The sequence below is a fragment of the Nonomuraea sp. KM88 genome, assembly GCF_052245635.1.
Classification (GTDB): domain Bacteria; phylum Actinomycetota; class Actinomycetes; order Streptosporangiales; family Streptosporangiaceae; genus Nonomuraea.
Window position 1 is genome coordinate 221,557 of sequence record NZ_JBQQCC010000008.1, and the last position, 14,869, is coordinate 236,425.

A 14,869-nucleotide genomic window follows, 5' to 3' on the forward strand; every position below is an offset into this window, starting at 1 on the left:
CTGCGAGGTCGCCCGCCGAGCAAGGCGGCCCGCAGGCTCCAACTTCCGCACCCGCCGCTCATCGCTCAGGGTTCAGGCGATGGCAGCGATGTCGCCGTCGTCGAAGTAGATCGACTGATGGAGCCGACCGCCGAGCGCAGTGGCATACCGGGCAAGAACGTCCTGCCCCGAAATCTTTCCTTGCTCGATCTGCGATACGCGCCCTTTGGTAACCCCCATGCGCTGGGCGATGTCCTGCTGGGTCAGCCCGCGTGCGAGCGGGATAGCCTGCCTGTACCAGGCGTTCCACTGCCCTGACTTAGCACCCGGGACCAGCAGGATGCTAAATCGCCACGGATCGAAGGCGAAGAGGATGCGCACGGTCCCAGGTCGGAGTTCTTTCAGAGAGGAGCGCATGATGGGTCACAGCCGTTGGGAAACCTACAAGGCCAAGCGTCTGCGCGAGATGGAAGCGGATGTGCAGCCTCATCCCGAATACGAGCAGGCGGGCCGTGACCTGGAGCTCGGATACCAGCTACGTGAGATCCGTAAGCGCCGAGGCCTGTCGCAGAAGGTCGTGGCGGAGCGCTCTGGGATGTCCCAACCCGCCCTGTCTCGCATCGAGGGCGGTGGCGGCATCCCGGACATAGCGACACTGCTGCGCCTCGGTGCGGCAATGGGGGTTCGGTTCCGCGTCGAACTCGTCGTCGACAACGACGACACCGCTGAAGTCGAGCCTCTAACGGTGCATCACCGACAGCTCGCGAACGTATGAGTCGCAGGCGGCCACGTCGAGATGTTTCTGATTGACGGTAGCGTGCGCTAGCCAGGACGCTGTGCGACCACGTGGTCCGGGGAGTCGAGCCAGAGGTGGTGTTCCTCCGGTGTGACCGTCATGCCGAACCGGTCGCGCCCCGGTTCCCCCCAGCTCACCCATCGGAAATAGGCGTCCACGACCTCGTCCCACAGAGCCCGCTCACCCACCTGGAACACCTTGTACCGCACGGTGTCCGGACGCCAGTCCACCGCCGCCCACGAGTACGGCTCGGCGGGGTCGGACACCCACAGCCGGTACAGGTCGCCGTCCTCGTCCGGTTCGCCGCTGCCGTTGGAGGTCAGGCCGGTCAGTGCCGCGATGGCCAGATCGGCACCAGCTGGGGCGTGGGCGATCGTGCGCGGGTCGATGCGAGTGGTCAGATGGTGTTTGTCCTCAGGGCCGCGCGGCGGACGGTCATGGATGCCGCGTTGCGAGCGCATCAGCATGTACGAGGCGAAGCCGGGGAAGCGGCCGATCGCCATACCATCGGGCATGGTCACCAGTCGCAATGCGTGGTTGGTGCCGAACCCCGGGCAGTACGGCAGCACGATCACCGCGCCCGGCCGCGACTGCTCGACCCAGGCGTACGGAACGGTCCGGACCCCGCACGTGACGTGGATCCGGTCGAACGGCGCCCGCTGCGGGCACCCGGCAGCGCCATCACCGACGACCAGGTGCGGCTGGGCGCCGGCGGCGGCGAGGTTCTTGGCCGCCTGTCCGGCGACGGCTGAGTCCACCTCGACCGTGCTCACCTCCCCGTGGGCACCGACCAGATGGGACAGCAGGGCAGCGGTCCAGCCGGTGCCGGTGCCGATCTCGAGCACCCGGTGACCGGGGCGGGGGTCCAGCAGGTTCAGCAGGTCGGCGACCGTGCTCGGAGCGGACGCCGAGGACGTGTAGTCACCTTCCATCTCACGCAGGTCTGTGCGTCCGTCGTCGAGCTGGGTGACGATGCTGGTGTCGGAGTAGACGATGTCCCACCAGGTTCTGGGATCGGCGTCGCGGTCGATCAGGACCGCGGTGCCGGTTTTGCGGGGTGAAATCAGACCGACGTCGGGGATGAACAGGTGACGGGGCACCGCGCGGACCGCTTGTTTGACGACGTCCCTGATGTCCCCGAGGGGGTCGAGGTCGGCGATCAACGCCTCCATCCGCACGGTCAGGTCCACTACTTCTTGCCGCCTTCACCCTCACCGTGCTGGCCGGAACCCGTCCGGTTCTCGTCGTCGTTGCTGCCCTGACCTCCCTGCTTGGGGTTGAGCGGCGTGTCCTTGGGGCTGTCAGGGTCTTCGTGTCGGCCCACGGATGTTTCCCTTCACTCGCACCAACTGCTCCCTGTCATCGTATGGTCACGTAATGAATGGAGGGAGAGGCATTTCCGCTGGCTACCTGTCACTTCACGGGGACCCTCGGGTTACATGATGGGGAGATGACGTCGCAGGTCGTAGGGGTTCCGCTCTCGCTGACCGGGAGGTTCGCCCGGTTCGGGGAGCAGGCCGGGCTGGGCCTGGAGGTGTGGCGGGCGGCCTCAGGCGGTGTGGAGCTGGTCGTCGAGGACGATCGGAGCGATCCCGACGTGCTGGAGCGGGTGCTTCGAGGGCTGGCGGGCCGGTGTGATCTGCTGCTGGGGCCTTACTCCACGCTTCTCATGCGCAGGGCGGGGCGGGTCGCGGCGGAGCTGGACCGGCTGGTGTGGAATCACGGCGGGGCGGGTGATGACGTGCAGGGCGCGCATCCCGGTCATGTCGTGTCGGTCCTGGCGCCGGCCGGTGCGTACGCGGAACCGTTCGTGCAGCGGCTGGCCGAGGAGGGCGAGCGCGACCGGTTGTGGGTCGTGCCGGGCAAGGGGAGTTTCGGGCGGCAGGTGGCGGCGGGCGCCGGGCGGACGGCGAACGAATGGGGCATTCCGGTGACCGTGGCCGGGCCTGGGGACGCACTGCCCGTCGGCGGATCGTGGAACCTGCTGTGCTGCGGGTCCTTCGAGGAGGATGTCGCGGTGATCGGGAGAGCCGTCGGTCCGCGGAAGGTCTGCGCCGTGGCGGCCGGGGTGCGGGCGTTCGGGGAGGTGGTCGGCGATCCGTACGGGATCTACGGGGTCGGGCAGTGGTTTCCCGGCGGCGCGGGCGAGGCGGCCGTCGGGGTGTCGGAGCGGGAGTTCGTGACCGCCTACCGGGAGCGGACCGGGGTGGTGCCCGACTATCCGGCCGTGCAGGCGGTGGCCGCCGCCGTGGTCGCGACCCACTGTGCCGCTCTGGCCGGGAGCGCCGGGCGTGCGGCTCTGTGGGGCGTTGCCACCGCTCTGGAGACGACGACGCTGTTGGGGGACTTTCGCGTCGATCCGGGCAGCGGGGCCCAGATCGGGCATCGGGCGGCACTCACCCGCTGGTCGTAGCGGGCCGAACGAATGCCCCGGCCGTGGCGGGTGACCGGTCCTGGCGGGTGAAGGGGGTCGTGAGGGCCGGCCCGCCGTCGTTACGGCGGGCCGGCCCCCGTACGGCTCGCGCCCCCGCCAGAGTGGGCACGAACCGCACGGCTCTCAGCGGCTGATCCGTACCGCGTCGGCGATGACGTAGCCGGTGCCCGAGGTCCACCGGCTCACGCCCACGACGTTGTAGGTGCCGGCGTTGAGCGAGAAGGATCCGATGCTGCGCCAGGATCCGCCGCCGGATCTCTGGTCGACGTAGACGGTCCGGTTGCCGCTCGATGTCGCCACGATGTACGGCGCCGAGCTGTTGTATCCGGCGTCGGACGGATACCAGACCTCCACGTGGTACGTGCCCGCGCTGGGGATGGTGGCCGAGTACCAGGCCGGGTCGCTGGAGGAGACCGGGTCGGCGAAGCGGTAGTCGGCGCCGTGGCGCTGGCTGGAGTAGGTGGAGGTGCCCCAGTTGGCGCTGGCGGAGAACTGGCCGGAGGTGGCGTTGTCGACGGTCGTCGTCCACGACGGCGGGTCGTCACCACCGGTCACGTAGTTCATGTACGTGGTCCAGTTCCAGTGCCTGCCCGGGTCGGTGTGGGTGGCGCCGGGCACCTCGTTGTGCCCGATGATGCCGGTCCGGGTCTTGGGGATGCCGTACTTGTCGCAGAGGTGGCGCGTCAAGGCGGCGGAGGCCCGGTACATGGCGTCGGTGAACCAGGAGGCGTCGTCGACCCAGCCTTCGTGCTCGATGCCGATCGAGCGGGTGTTGTAGGACCAGTTGCCCGCGTGCCAGGCGACGTCCTTGTCGCGCACCATCTGGGTGATGGCGCCGTTGGACGACTTGACCACGTAGTGGGCGGAGACGTTGGCACTGGGGTTCTGGAACCAGGAGATGGTGCCGGCGTACGAGCCCTGGGTGACGTGGATGACCACCCGGTCGATGTTGTAGCTCGATTCCCGGCTGGAGGCGGTGTAGTTGCCGGAGTTGGCCGCGACCCAGGCGGCCGGCGGGTAGTCGGTGCTGGCCACGGCGCGCGCGTTGAGGTCGCGGGCGTTGGCGAGGTCGCCGCGGTCGGCGGTGACCTCCTGCGGCTTGACCTGCACGCCACGGATGTCGATGCCGAGGCCCAGCCCTTCGTAGACGGCGTCGGCGTACAGGCGGGCGAGCTCGGGTGAGGTTGCGTTGCCGTACTTGGCCACGGCCTGGTACCAGCGGCCGATGTCCTTCCTGGCCGTCTCGTCGAGGCCGAGCTTGTCGGCGTGGGCTCGCAGGACGGCGGCGCCGCCGAGGATGTTGGCCTCGTCGTCGGCGCGCAGCTTGTCGACCGGGAGCTTGGTGAGCTCTGCGGCCTGTTCGAGCGAGTGGTTGGTGGGGTTGCTGACCAGGTGCATCACGCCGTAGCCATTGCTGGCGCTGGGCTCGCCGCCGTGCCCGTCGAGGTGGGTCTCGGCGTAGGCGAGGGCGACGAGGAGGTCGCGGGGCACGTCGTGTTCGGCGGCGGCGCGGTCGAACGCGGCGGCGAGCGGGTTCTCCTCGGCCGTGGCGACGGCGGGCTGACCTGCGACGATGAGCAGGACGGCGAGGAGGGAGGTGGCGAGGGCGGCTAATCGCGTGCGGGCGAGAGTCATGGGTGCTCCTCGTTGAGGGTAACGGGGGCACGGTACGACACCTTCCTGACTAATGTCGATAATTGACATTACTTCCCGGTTAAGTGAAACTTTTCGCCCCACCTTTCCGGGAGGCGAGAGGCTCGTGAGATTGGGCCCCTGAAAACTATTGCGCTTTCAACAAGTGGCGCTGAAACTTCCTTTCGTGACCGCGCTCCTGCGTACCGTCCTGGCGGCGCTCACCGCCGCACTTGTCAGCATCGTGGCCCCCGTCCCAGCGCCTGAAGCCAGGGCAGCCACCGCGTCAGCCGACTGCGCGACCGACCCCGCGACCCCGAAGCGCCAGCTCAGGGCCATGTGGATCTCCTCGGTCGCGAACATCGACTGGCCGAGCCGCACCGGGCTGAGCGTGTCGGCGCAGCAGGCGGAGTTCCGGGCCTGGCTCGACCTGGCCGTACGCAAGCGCATGAACGCCGTGATCGTGCAGATCAGGCCGACGGCCGACGCCTTCTGGCCGTCGCCCCACGAGCCGTGGTCGCAGTGGCTGACCGGCACCCAGGGCCGCGACCCCGGCTACGACCCGCTGGCGTTCATGGTGAACGAGGCACACGCCCGCAACCTGGAGTTCCACGCCTGGTTCAACCCGTACCGGATCGCCAACCACGACGACCCGAACAGGCTGGTCTCCACGCACCCCGCGCGCACGAACCCCGGCTGGCGCTTCGCCTACGGCGGCAAGCTCTACTACAACCCGGGCATCCCGGAGGTCCGCGCCTTCATCGAGAACGCGATCATGGACGCCGTCTCCCGCTACGACGTGGACGGCGTGCACCTCGACGACTACTTCTACCCCTATCCGGTGAGCGGCCAGACCATCCCCGACGCCGCCACGTACGACAGGTACGGCGCCGGGTTCGCCACCATCGGCGACTGGCGGCGCAACAACGTCAACCTCCTCGTACGCGAGCTCGACCAGCGAATCCACGCCGCCAAGCCGCACGTCTCGTTCGGCATCAGCCCGTTCGGCATCTGGCGCAACGCCGGCACCGACCCGCTCGGCTCGCGCACCTCGGGCCTGCAGTCCTACGACGCGATCTACGCCGACAGCCGCGAATGGGTCAAGCAGGGCTGGGTCGACTACATCTCGCCGCAGATCTACTGGCACATCGGGTTCTCCACCGCCGCGTACGAGGTGCTCACCGCCTGGTGGTCGGACGTCGTACGCGGCACCGGCGTGCAGCTCGTCGTCGGCCAGGCCGCCTACCGGGCGGGCGCGTCCGGGGAGGCCGCCGCCTGGCAGGACCCGGCCGAGCTGAGCGACCACCTGCACGACAACAGGAAACACCCCGAAGTGGTCGGCGACGTGTTCTTCAGCGCCAAGGACGTCAGAGCCGACAGGATCGGCGCGTTCACCCGGGTCGTCGACGCCCACTACACCAGGCCCGCGCTCCTGCCCGCGCGCGGCTCGGGCAGCGCGCCGGGCGCGCCGTCGATCACCTCGGCCGCGCGCGCCTCGGACGGCGTCCGGCTGGCCTGGACGGGCTCGGGCACCGCGTACGCGGTGTACCGGGTGGACGGGGCGCGGTCCGCGGCCGACCCGTGCTTCTTCGCCGACGCCCGCAACCTCGTCACGACGACCCGGCAGACCACGTTCACGGACACGACCGCCGACGGCTCGGCCTACACCTACTACGTGAGCGCGCTCAACCGCACCCACCAGGAAAGCACGCCGAGCGCGGGCCGGGTCGTGGAGGCGGGCGGCGGCACGTTCAGCGTCGTCGTCGACAACGCCGGCACCGGCTTCACCGCCAGCACGAACTGGGGCACCTCCTCCTTCTCCGGGCAGCTGCACGGCACCGACTACCGCTTCGCCCAGCCGGTGTCGGCCAGCGACCCCGCCTGGTTCCGTGCGGCCATCCCCAGCGCGGGAACCTACCGGGTCGAGGTGTGGTATCCGTCCGATCCCGGCTACAACAGCGCGACCCCGTACATCGTGGCGGCCTCAGGCGGCAACCGAACGGTCTCCGTCGACCAGCGCTCGGGGGGCGGGCAATGGCGGGTGCTCGGGACGTACACGCTGGCGGCCGGCACCTACGACGTGGTCGGCGTGAGCCGCTGGACACCCGCCACGGGATACGTGATCGCCGACGCGGTCCGCATCACCAGGGCGTGACCGGTCGTGCGCTGAGGGGTGGGCACGCCAGTCCCGCGAACGTACGATGAGCCGGTGGACGGAGCCCGCCCGCGGCCGATCGACGCGATCGCGGTCATCGTCGCAGCAGGCCTGACCGCGGCGACCGGCTACCAGGGTCTGGTGCTGGCGCTTCTGATGGCGCCGGCGCTGTCGCTGCTCTGGATGCGCAGGGTCCCGCTCACGGTCGCGTGGATCAGCGCGGGCACGGCGCTCGCCCTGCCGGTGCTCCTCGTGTTCGCGGCGCCCGCCGCGGTCCCGCCCGTGGGCGCGCCGTTCTGGCCGCCCACGGCCGCGTTCGCCGCGTACGGCGCGATGGCGTTCGCCGGAAACCGGCCCAGTGATCGGCCCGGCGACCGGCTTACTGATCGGCACCCCGGGGCCGCGCAGTGGTTGCCGGTGATCGTCCTGGCCCTCGCCGTGCTGGCGCTGCCCCACCAGATGCCCCTCGTCCTGCGTACCGAGACGGTGATCGCACTCGCGGTCATGTACGGGATGTACACCGCCGCCCGGGCCCGGATCCGGCGCGGGCAGGCCGAACGGGCCGAGCGGATCGAGCGCGAACGGCTGGCGGGCGAGATGCACGACGTGGTCACCTATCGCGTGAGCCGGATGGTGTTGCAGGCCGGGATGCTGGCCATGAGCGCGCCCGACGAGCGGGTGCGGACGGCGGCCGAGGAGCTGCGGGCGACGGGCTGCGAGGCGCTGGACGAGCTGCGCCACATGGTGGCGCTGCTGCGGCGCACGTCGGGAGAGGGCTTCGACCTGGGGTTGCCGCTGCCCGACCTGCGACCGCTGATCACCGAATCGGCCTGCGCGGGGGTGCCCGTCGAGCTGGCGGTGACCGGCACGCCCGCGCCGGTGCCGGGCGTGGTGGGGCGGGCGGCGTACCTGCTGGTGCGGGAGGCCCTGACGAACGTGCGCAAGCACGCGCCCGGCGCGGACGCGCGGGTGCAGGTGAGCTACCGGCCGGGAGCCGTACGGCTGAGCGTGCGCAACACTCCCGGCAGGCCGGACGCCTGGGTCGCCGTCAGCGACCCCGGCATGGGCCTGCTCGACCTGTGCCGGCACGTGGAGCTGGCCGGCGGCACCATGGAGATCGGCCAGGACGCCGACGGCGGCTTCCGCGTCGACGCGTCCTTCCCCACGTCACGACCGTGACCGTCAGGCCCGGTCGTCCCGTGCGCCACCGGCCGTGACCCGTCAGTCCCAGCCGGCCAGGGCCTGTTCGAGCTCGGCCCGGACGGCCACGGGGTCGTAGCCGGGGATGGCCTCGCGCAGCACCTCGTCGGTCTGCCGCTCGGCGTCGGCGCACGCCGCACCGATCGCCGCGAGCACCTCGTCGGCCAGGTCTCTGCTGCCCAGCCGCATGGCGCGGGGGTCGAACGTGACGTCGAGGACGCGGCCCTCCTGGTCGACCGACGCCGTCACGTGTCGCGACGGCCCCTTTCCGGTGCCGACGATCTTGTCGAGGTCGTTCTGCGCGGCCTCCATCCTGGCCATGAGCTGGTCGCCCTGCCGCACGGGCGCGTCGACGTCCTCCTCGTCGCCGAAGGGCTGGTCGAAGCCGTACACGTTCCGCCTCCCGTTCACGAAAGAAGGTCGCGGGCCGCCTGCTCGACCCGGTCGCGGACGAACGTCTCGTCGAGCGGCTTGGGCAGCGCGTCGGCGCGTTCCGATGCCTCGTCCGCTATCTCCCGCGCCTGGCGCGCGGCCTCCTCCTGCGCGGCGCGCAGCACCGCCGTCACCTGGCCGCCGAGCGCCCGCTCGCCCTGCCGCAGCGCCCGCGGGTCGATGCGCAGGCGCGTCACCCTTCCGTGCCCGTCGGCGGCCGCATCGATCAGCCCGTCCCTGCTCTCCGCCCGGCCCTGTACCTGACCGATCGCGGCCTGAGCGGCTTTGATGCCGCGGATGACCTCCCGGCTCTTCTCGACGTACCGGGCCACGAACTCCGCGTCGTCCTCCGGTGCTGGTGGGCGCATGTCTCACTCCGATGGTCATGAGCGAACCAGCGGCCCAGTCTAGCGACAGATGGTTCGATCCTTACCAATGTGCCAAATGTCATGACAAGTCACGCAATATCGCTAATGAGTCACAGTACAATTACTGATATGACGGGAATGGAGATGGACCTGGGAGGAACGGGGCAAGATGCCTCCCTGGTCAGGACCCACGCGGAGGAACACCACGCCGCTCTCAACCCCCTCGCTCACCGCGGGGACGGCGTCTCCTCCTTCGGGGATGATGGCACGTTCGGCATGTTCATCGGCGCGTACGCCGAGAGCCGGCAGGTGTCGATGGCCGTGCACCAGGGGCTTTCCACGGTGATGCAGGACACTGGCGACGGCATGCACCTTGCGGTCAGGAACGCCGCGGACACCGAGGCCGCGAACGCCGAGGCGTTGAGAGACGCCGGTGCCGCATGGGCATAACCGTGCCTCCAGAGGTCAGCGGCATCATGCCGATGGTCAGCAACTGGTACACCATCGACGAGGACGACATGCGGACGGAGAGCGCCGCCGCCCGCGCCACGTCCACACAGGGGGTCTCCGCCGCCGCGCAGGGGGAGAGCGCGGTACGCGGCGCCGGGCAGCACTACGGCGGCGAGTCCGGCACCGCCTTGCAAGCTCACTGGGACAAGACGGGGCTCAGCGGCGGCCACCTCGACCAGGCCGCCAACGCGGCGAGGCTGGCGCCCGTGGGTCTCGAAGGCGCGGCCAACGTGGTGTCCGGGGTGAAGGTCGCGACCATCATGCAGGCGGCGCACGCCTCGGTCGACGTCGCGCGGCTGCTGGCTCTGGGCGCCGTGGCCGGCGGCACGGCGTTCGCCGTCAGGCGCATCCTCCTGGCCAGGGCCCGCAACCGGGTGATCAGGAAACAGGGCGTGCAGGGCACCGGCGACGTGCTCGGCCAGCTGCTGCGCCGCCGGGTCACCGAGCCGGGACGCCGCATCCTCGACGATCTCAACCGCCTCAACGGCCCCCGCGGAACGCCCGCGCTGGCGGGCACGGGCGGCCGCAGCCTCCCGATGCGCCCGGCAGGACTGCGCTCGCAGTCCGGCCCTCGCTCCGTCCAGGACGGCATGGCCCAGATGGGCCGCAGGAGCGGCAGGGGCAGGGGCAACTCGGGTGGCGACAACAACGGAGGTTTCTTCTCCCGCCACGCGAGGCAGCGCCAGGAAGAGCGCGACGTCTCCGAGCAGCAGATCAATGAGACCCTGTCGCAGGGAACCAAGAAGCCCGGCAAGAACCCCGGCACGTCCGAGTACGAGGGGGACGACGGCCTGGTGGTGATCCGGAACGACAGCAACTTCAAGGTCATCACGACCTTCTGGAGAAGAAGGGGGTAGCAGGCTTGCGGATCGAATACAACGACGAGAACGACGTCGCCTACGTCTACCTCGTTGACACCATCAACGCCGGCGAGTCGGCGACCCAGATCCCGGTGGAGGCCGACGAGATACCGGGATACGTCATCCTCGACCTGGACAAGGAGGGCGCTCTGCTGGGGATCGAGATCGTCGGCGCCTCCCGCATCCTGCGCCCCGCGACCCTCTCGGCGGCGCAGAACGACGGGACGGGCCAGGACCTGATCTGAGGTCGCGGGCCGAGGCCCGCCCCGCCTTCCTGGGTTCGTCGCTCTCCTGAGCGGAAAGGGCTCCTGTGTGAGCCACGAGATTCTCAGGGCCGAAGGGCTGCGGAAGACGTTCCCCGGCGTGGTCGCGCTCGACGGCGTCGACCTGAGCCTGCGCACCGGTGAGGTGCACGTCCTGCTGGGCGAGAACGGCGCGGGCAAGAGCACGCTGATCAAGATCCTGTCCGGGGCGTACCATCCGGACGGCGGCCGGGTGCTCATGGACGGCAGGCAGGTGCACATCCGCTCGGCGGGCGACGCGCAGCGGCTCGGCATCGCGACCATCTACCAGGAGTTCAACCTCGTCCCACAGCTCACGGTGGCGGAGAACCTGGCGCTCGGCCGCCCGCCCCGCAGGTTCGGGTTCGTCGACATCAAGCGTATGGAGCAGCAGGCCCGCAAGCTGCTCGAACGGGTCGGCGTGGACGTGGACCCGCGCACGCCGACCGCCAGGCTCGGCATCGCGCGCATGCAGATGGTGGAGATCGCCAAGGCGCTGGCGCTGGACGCGCGCGTCCTGATCATGGACGAGCCGACCGCGGTGCTCACCACGAGCGAGGTGGCCAGGCTGTTCGCGATCGTCAGGCAGCTGCGCGACGAGGGCGTGGCCGTCGTGTTCATCACCCACCACCTGGAGGAGATCGCCGACATCGGCGACCGGGTGACCGTGCTGCGTGACGGCAGGTCCGTGGCCGAGGTGCCGGCGAACACCCGGCGGGACGAGCTGGTCGGCCTGATGGTCGGGCGGCCCATCGACCAGCAGTACCCGCGCGCTGCTCCGGATCGGCCGGCCGAGCGGGGGGAGCCGCTGCTGGAGGTGCGCGGGCTGACCCGGCGGGGCGTGTTCGACGACGTGTCGTTCGAGGTGCGGGCCGGCGAGGTGGTCGGCATGGCAGGGCTCGTGGGAGCGGGCCGCACGGAGGTGGCGCGGGCGGTGTTCGGCGCCGACCGTTACGACGCGGGCCAGGTGTCCGTACGCGGCCGGCGGCTGCCGCCCGGCGACGTGCACGCCGCCATGGAGGCCGGGCTCGGCCTGGTCCCCGAGGACCGCAAGGCCCAGGGCCTGGTGCTTGGCGCGGACGTCGCCGAGAACCTGGGCCTGGTCACCATGCGCGACGCCACGCGGGCCGGGTTCGTGGACCGGCCGGGCCTGCGCAGGACCGCCGCCAGGGTGGCCGAGCAGCTCGGCATCCGGATGACCGGGCTGAGCCAGGAGGTGCGCACGCTCTCCGGCGGCAACCAGCAGAAGGTGGTCATCGGCAAGTGGCTGGCGGCGAACGCGAAGGTGCTCATCCTCGACGAGCCGACGCGCGGCGTCGACGTCGGGGCCAAGGTCGAGATCTACCAGCTGGTCAACGCGCTCACCGCCGCCGGCGACGCGGTGCTCATGATCTCCAGTGACCTGCCGGAGGTGCTCGGGATGAGCGACCGGATCCTCGTCATGGCGCGTGGGCGGCTCGTGGGCGAGCTGCGCGCCACCGAGGCGACGCAGGACGACGTGATGGCGCTCGCGACCATGGAGGCCTCCCATGTCCGCTGACGTGCTCCCCCGCCGCTCGCCGGCCGCCGCGTGGCTGGCCGAGAACGGTGCCGTGGTCGCGCTCGTGGTGCTGGTCGTGGCGCTGTCGCTGCTGTCGGCCGACTTCCTGAGCCTGACGAACCTGCTCAACGTCGGCGTCCAGGCCGCCGTCACGGCGATCCTGGCGTTCGGGTCGACGTTCGTGATCGTGACGGGCGGCATCGACCTGTCCGTCGGGTCCGTCGCGGCGCTGTCGGCGATCTCCCTCGCCTGGACCGCCACGTCGGCCGGGCTGCCGTGGCCGCTGGCCACTCTGCTGTCGCTCGCGGTCGGCGTCGCGTGCGGGCTGGTCAGCGCGGCTCTCATCGCGTACGGCAAGCTGCCGCCGTTCATCGCCACGCTGGCCATGCTCGGCATCGCCCGCGGCCTGGCCCTGGTCGTCTCGGAGGGCAGCCCGATCGCGATGCCCGACGCCGTGTCGGAGCTGGGCGGCACGATCGGGACCTACCTGCCGATCCCCCTGATCGTGATGGTGGTCATGGGCGTGATCGCGGCGGTGATCCTCAACAGGACCTATTCGGGCCGCGCCATGTACGCCATCGGCGGCAACGAGGAGGCCGCGCGGCTGTCGGGGATCAAGGTGGGCCGGCAGCTGCTCATCACGTACGCGCTGTCCGGGGGTTTCGCCGCGGTGGCCGGGATCGTGCTGGCCAGCCGCCTGGCCTCGGCGCAGCCGCAGGCGGCGGCGGGCTACGAGCTCGACGCGATCGCGGCCGTGGTGATCGGCGGCGCGAGCCTGTCCGGCGGGAAGGGCAGGGCGCTCGGCACGCTCGTCGGGGCGCTCATCCTGGCCGTGTTGCGCAACGGACTGAACCTGCTGTCGGTTTCGGCGTTCTGGCAGCAGGTCGTGATCGGCGTGGTGATCGCGCTCGCGGTCCTCGTCGACACCCTGCGGCGCAGGGGAACCAACTAGGAGGGGATACATCATGCGCAGTCCCGCGATCATCATGGCCGCGGCCGTGCTCGGGCTGGCCGCGTGCGGCTCGGGCGGCGGTGGCGGGGGCGGCGGCGCTCAGGAGGGCGAGCTGAAGCTCGGCATGTCGGTGTCGACGCTGAACAACCCGTACTTCGTCCAGCTGCGCGACGGCGCGCAGGCCGAGGCGAAGAGGCTCGGGGCCACGCTCACCGTCACCGACGCCCAGAACGACGCGTCGCAGCAGGTGAACCAGGTCCAGAACTTCACCAGCCAGAACATGAAGGCGATCATCATCAACCCGGTCGACTCCGACGCGGCCGCCCCGGCGGTGAAGGCGGCGGAGCGGGTCGACATCCCGGTCGTCGCGGCCGACCGCGGGGTCAACGGCGCCGAGGTGGCGCAGACGGTGGCGTCCGACAACGTGGCGGGCGGCAAGATGGCCGCGCAGGAGCTGGCCAAGCAGCTCGGAGAGAAGGGCGAGGTGGCCGTGCTCCAGGGCACGCCGGGCACGTCCGCCTCGCGCGACCGCGGCCAGGGGTTCACGCAGGGCATCGCGGCGTACCCGAACATCAAGGTCGTCGCCAAGCAGCCGGCCGACTTCGACAGGACCAAAGGGCTGGACGTCATGACCAACCTGATCCAGTCGCATCCCGGCGTCACCGGCGTGTTCGCGGAGAACGACGAGATGGCGCTGGGCGCGATCAAGGCGCTGGGGGCCAAGGCCGGGCAGCAGGTCAAGGTGGTCGGCTTCGACGGCACGCCGGACGCGCTGAAGGCCGTGCAGGCCGGCACCATGGCCGCCACCGTCGCGCAACAGCCCAAGCTGCTCGGCCGGCAGGCGGTGGAGGCCGCCGTGCAGGTCGCCAAGGGCGAGACGGTGCAGAAGACGGTGGCGGTGCCGGTGAAGGTGGTGACGAAGGAGAACGTCGCGGACTTCCAGGCCTCCTGAGCAGGTCAGGCGGTGGCGCCGCCGTCGATCACGTGGTCGTGGCCCACGACGAACGACGACTCGGGCGACGACAACCACAGCGCCGCGGCGGCGATCTCCTCGGGGGCCGCGACCCGGCCGATCGGCAGCGCGTCCTTCATGCGGATGTCCCGCTCCTCGGGGGTCTCGCCGGGCCGCGCGGACATGGGCGAGTCGATCGGGCCGGGGCTGAGGGCGTTGATGCGTACGCCCTCCGCGATGTATTCGAGTGCCGCCGTACGGGTCAGGTGGCTCACGGCCGCCTTCGACGCGACATAAGCGCCGGCCCCGGGCAGCCGCCAGTGGGCGCCGAGGTTGGAGGCGACGTTGACGATGACGCCGCCGCCGTGCGCGCGCATGTGAGCGATCTCGTGCTTCATCGACAGGAACACGCCCTTGAGATTGACCGCCAGCACGTCGTCCCAGACGTCCTCGTCATAGCCGGCCACCGGCGCCAGCGTGCCGAAGATCCCGGCCGCGTTGAACGCCACGTCGAGCCGCCCGAACCGCGTGACGGCCGCCTCCACCATGGCGGCGACCTCGGCGGACCCGGTGATGTCGAGCGCGAACGCCCCGGCCCGCCCCCCATCCGCCTCGATCTGCCGCACGACCTCGGCCAGCCGCCCGGGGTCGCGGCCCGCGAGCAGCACGGCCGCGCCCTCCCTCGCGTACGCCAGCGCGGCCGCACGGCCGACGACCCCGCTGGCGCCCGTGACGAGCGCGACCTTGCCTGCGAAACGTTCTGCCATTATTCCATACC

17 protein-coding genes are annotated in these 14,869 nt (G+C 70.6%); 10 read left to right on the forward strand and 7 right to left on the reverse strand.

Annotation, left to right across the window (positions count from 1 at the left end; translation table 11 throughout):
- Nucleotides 1-72: 72 nt before the first annotated feature.
- A complete protein-coding gene (locus ACTWPV_RS24635; RefSeq protein ID WP_443153594.1) occupies nt 73-396 on the reverse strand; it encodes a helix-turn-helix domain-containing protein in 324 nt (107 codons plus the stop codon).
- Between ACTWPV_RS24635 and ACTWPV_RS24640 the strand changes: the two genes are divergently transcribed.
- Complete coding sequence (locus ACTWPV_RS24640) at nt 395-754, forward strand: helix-turn-helix domain-containing protein (protein ID WP_443153595.1); 360 nt, start codon at nt 395-397, stop codon at nt 752-754. The two genes, ACTWPV_RS24635 and ACTWPV_RS24640, sit on opposite strands and share 2 nt — an antisense overlap.
- A gap of 47 nt (nt 755-801) precedes the next feature.
- Here the strand turns inward: ACTWPV_RS24640 and ACTWPV_RS24645 are convergent, their stop codons facing one another.
- Both ACTWPV_RS24645 and ACTWPV_RS24650 read right to left on the reverse strand, forming a co-directional pair.
- Nucleotides 802-1,965 carry a methyltransferase domain-containing protein gene (locus tag ACTWPV_RS24645; RefSeq protein WP_443153596.1) on the reverse strand — a complete coding sequence of 388 codons (1,164 nt, stop codon included), beginning with the start codon at nt 1,963-1,965 and terminating at the stop codon, nt 802-804.
- Nucleotides 1,965-2,099, reverse strand: a complete 135-nt coding sequence (locus ACTWPV_RS24650) for a hypothetical protein (RefSeq protein ID WP_443153597.1) — start codon at nt 2,097-2,099, stop codon at nt 1,965-1,967. The genes ACTWPV_RS24645 and ACTWPV_RS24650 overlap by 1 nt, the downstream gene beginning before the upstream one ends.
- 126 nt (nt 2,100-2,225) lie before the next feature.
- On the opposite strand from ACTWPV_RS24650, the gene ACTWPV_RS24655 reads away from it, so the two are divergent.
- Complete coding sequence (locus tag ACTWPV_RS24655) at nt 2,226-3,188, forward strand: ABC transporter substrate-binding protein (RefSeq protein ID WP_443153598.1); 963 nt, start codon at nt 2,226-2,228, stop codon at nt 3,186-3,188.
- Between the two features lie 144 nt (nt 3,189-3,332).
- Here ACTWPV_RS24655 and ACTWPV_RS24660 read toward each other — a convergent pair whose 3' ends face one another.
- Complete coding sequence (locus tag ACTWPV_RS24660; RefSeq protein WP_443153599.1) at nt 3,333-4,844, reverse strand: golvesin C-terminal-like domain-containing protein; 1,512 nt, start codon at nt 4,842-4,844, stop codon at nt 3,333-3,335.
- A gap of 184 nt (nt 4,845-5,028) precedes the next feature.
- On the opposite strand from ACTWPV_RS24660, the gene ACTWPV_RS24665 reads away from it, so the two are divergent.
- Nucleotides 5,029-6,996 (forward strand): family 10 glycosylhydrolase, encoded by a 1,968-nt coding sequence (locus tag ACTWPV_RS24665; protein WP_443153600.1) that lies wholly within the window; start codon nt 5,029-5,031, stop codon nt 6,994-6,996.
- Between the two features lie 54 nt (nt 6,997-7,050).
- A complete protein-coding gene (locus tag ACTWPV_RS24670; RefSeq protein ID WP_443153601.1) occupies nt 7,051-8,175 on the forward strand; it encodes a sensor histidine kinase in 1,125 nt (374 codons plus the stop codon).
- Nucleotides 8,176-8,217: 42 nt separating this feature from the next.
- Here ACTWPV_RS24670 and ACTWPV_RS24675 read toward each other — a convergent pair whose 3' ends face one another.
- The gene (locus tag ACTWPV_RS24675; RefSeq protein ID WP_347647917.1) at nt 8,218-8,607 is read right to left on the reverse strand and encodes a YbaB/EbfC family nucleoid-associated protein; all 390 of its coding nucleotides are present in this window, start codon (nt 8,605-8,607) and stop codon (nt 8,218-8,220) included.
- Nucleotides 8,604-8,996, reverse strand: coding sequence for a YbaB/EbfC family nucleoid-associated protein (locus ACTWPV_RS24680; protein WP_347647918.1), 393 nt, complete (start codon nt 8,994-8,996; stop codon nt 8,604-8,606). Before ACTWPV_RS24680 ends, ACTWPV_RS24675 begins: the two co-directional genes overlap by 4 nt.
- A gap of 129 nt (nt 8,997-9,125) precedes the next feature.
- Here ACTWPV_RS24680 and ACTWPV_RS24685 point away from each other — a divergent pair, with 129 nt between their 5' ends.
- The 6 genes from ACTWPV_RS24685 to ACTWPV_RS24710 all read left to right on the forward strand — a co-directional run bounded on the left by ACTWPV_RS24685 (nt 9,126) and on the right by ACTWPV_RS24710 (nt 14,091).
- Entirely contained in the window at nt 9,126-9,446 is a 321-nt protein-coding gene (locus ACTWPV_RS24685; RefSeq protein WP_347647919.1) for a hypothetical protein, read from the forward strand.
- The gene (locus tag ACTWPV_RS24690) at nt 9,437-10,363 is read left to right on the forward strand and encodes a DUF4258 domain-containing protein (protein ID WP_443153602.1); all 927 of its coding nucleotides are present in this window, start codon (nt 9,437-9,439) and stop codon (nt 10,361-10,363) included. The genes ACTWPV_RS24685 and ACTWPV_RS24690 overlap by 10 nt, the downstream gene beginning before the upstream one ends.
- 5 nt (nt 10,364-10,368) lie before the next feature.
- Nucleotides 10,369-10,611 (forward strand): DUF2283 domain-containing protein, encoded by a 243-nt coding sequence (locus ACTWPV_RS24695; RefSeq protein WP_443153603.1) that lies wholly within the window; start codon nt 10,369-10,371, stop codon nt 10,609-10,611.
- A 67-nt stretch (nt 10,612-10,678) separates the two neighbouring features.
- Nucleotides 10,679-12,187 (forward strand): sugar ABC transporter ATP-binding protein, encoded by a 1,509-nt coding sequence (locus ACTWPV_RS24700; RefSeq protein WP_443153604.1) that lies wholly within the window; start codon nt 10,679-10,681, stop codon nt 12,185-12,187.
- On the forward strand, nt 12,177-13,139 hold the full coding sequence (locus tag ACTWPV_RS24705; RefSeq protein WP_347647926.1) for an ABC transporter permease: 963 nt from the start codon (nt 12,177-12,179) through the stop codon (nt 13,137-13,139). The genes ACTWPV_RS24700 and ACTWPV_RS24705 overlap by 11 nt, the downstream gene beginning before the upstream one ends.
- 13 nt (nt 13,140-13,152) lie before the next feature.
- Nucleotides 13,153-14,091 (forward strand): D-ribose ABC transporter substrate-binding protein, encoded by a 939-nt coding sequence (locus tag ACTWPV_RS24710; protein ID WP_443153605.1) that lies wholly within the window; start codon nt 13,153-13,155, stop codon nt 14,089-14,091.
- Nucleotides 14,092-14,096: 5 nt separating this feature from the next.
- Here the strand turns inward: ACTWPV_RS24710 and ACTWPV_RS24715 are convergent, their stop codons facing one another.
- The gene (locus tag ACTWPV_RS24715; RefSeq protein WP_443153606.1) at nt 14,097-14,858 is read right to left on the reverse strand and encodes an SDR family NAD(P)-dependent oxidoreductase; all 762 of its coding nucleotides are present in this window, start codon (nt 14,856-14,858) and stop codon (nt 14,097-14,099) included.
- Nucleotides 14,859-14,869 lie beyond the last annotated feature (11 nt).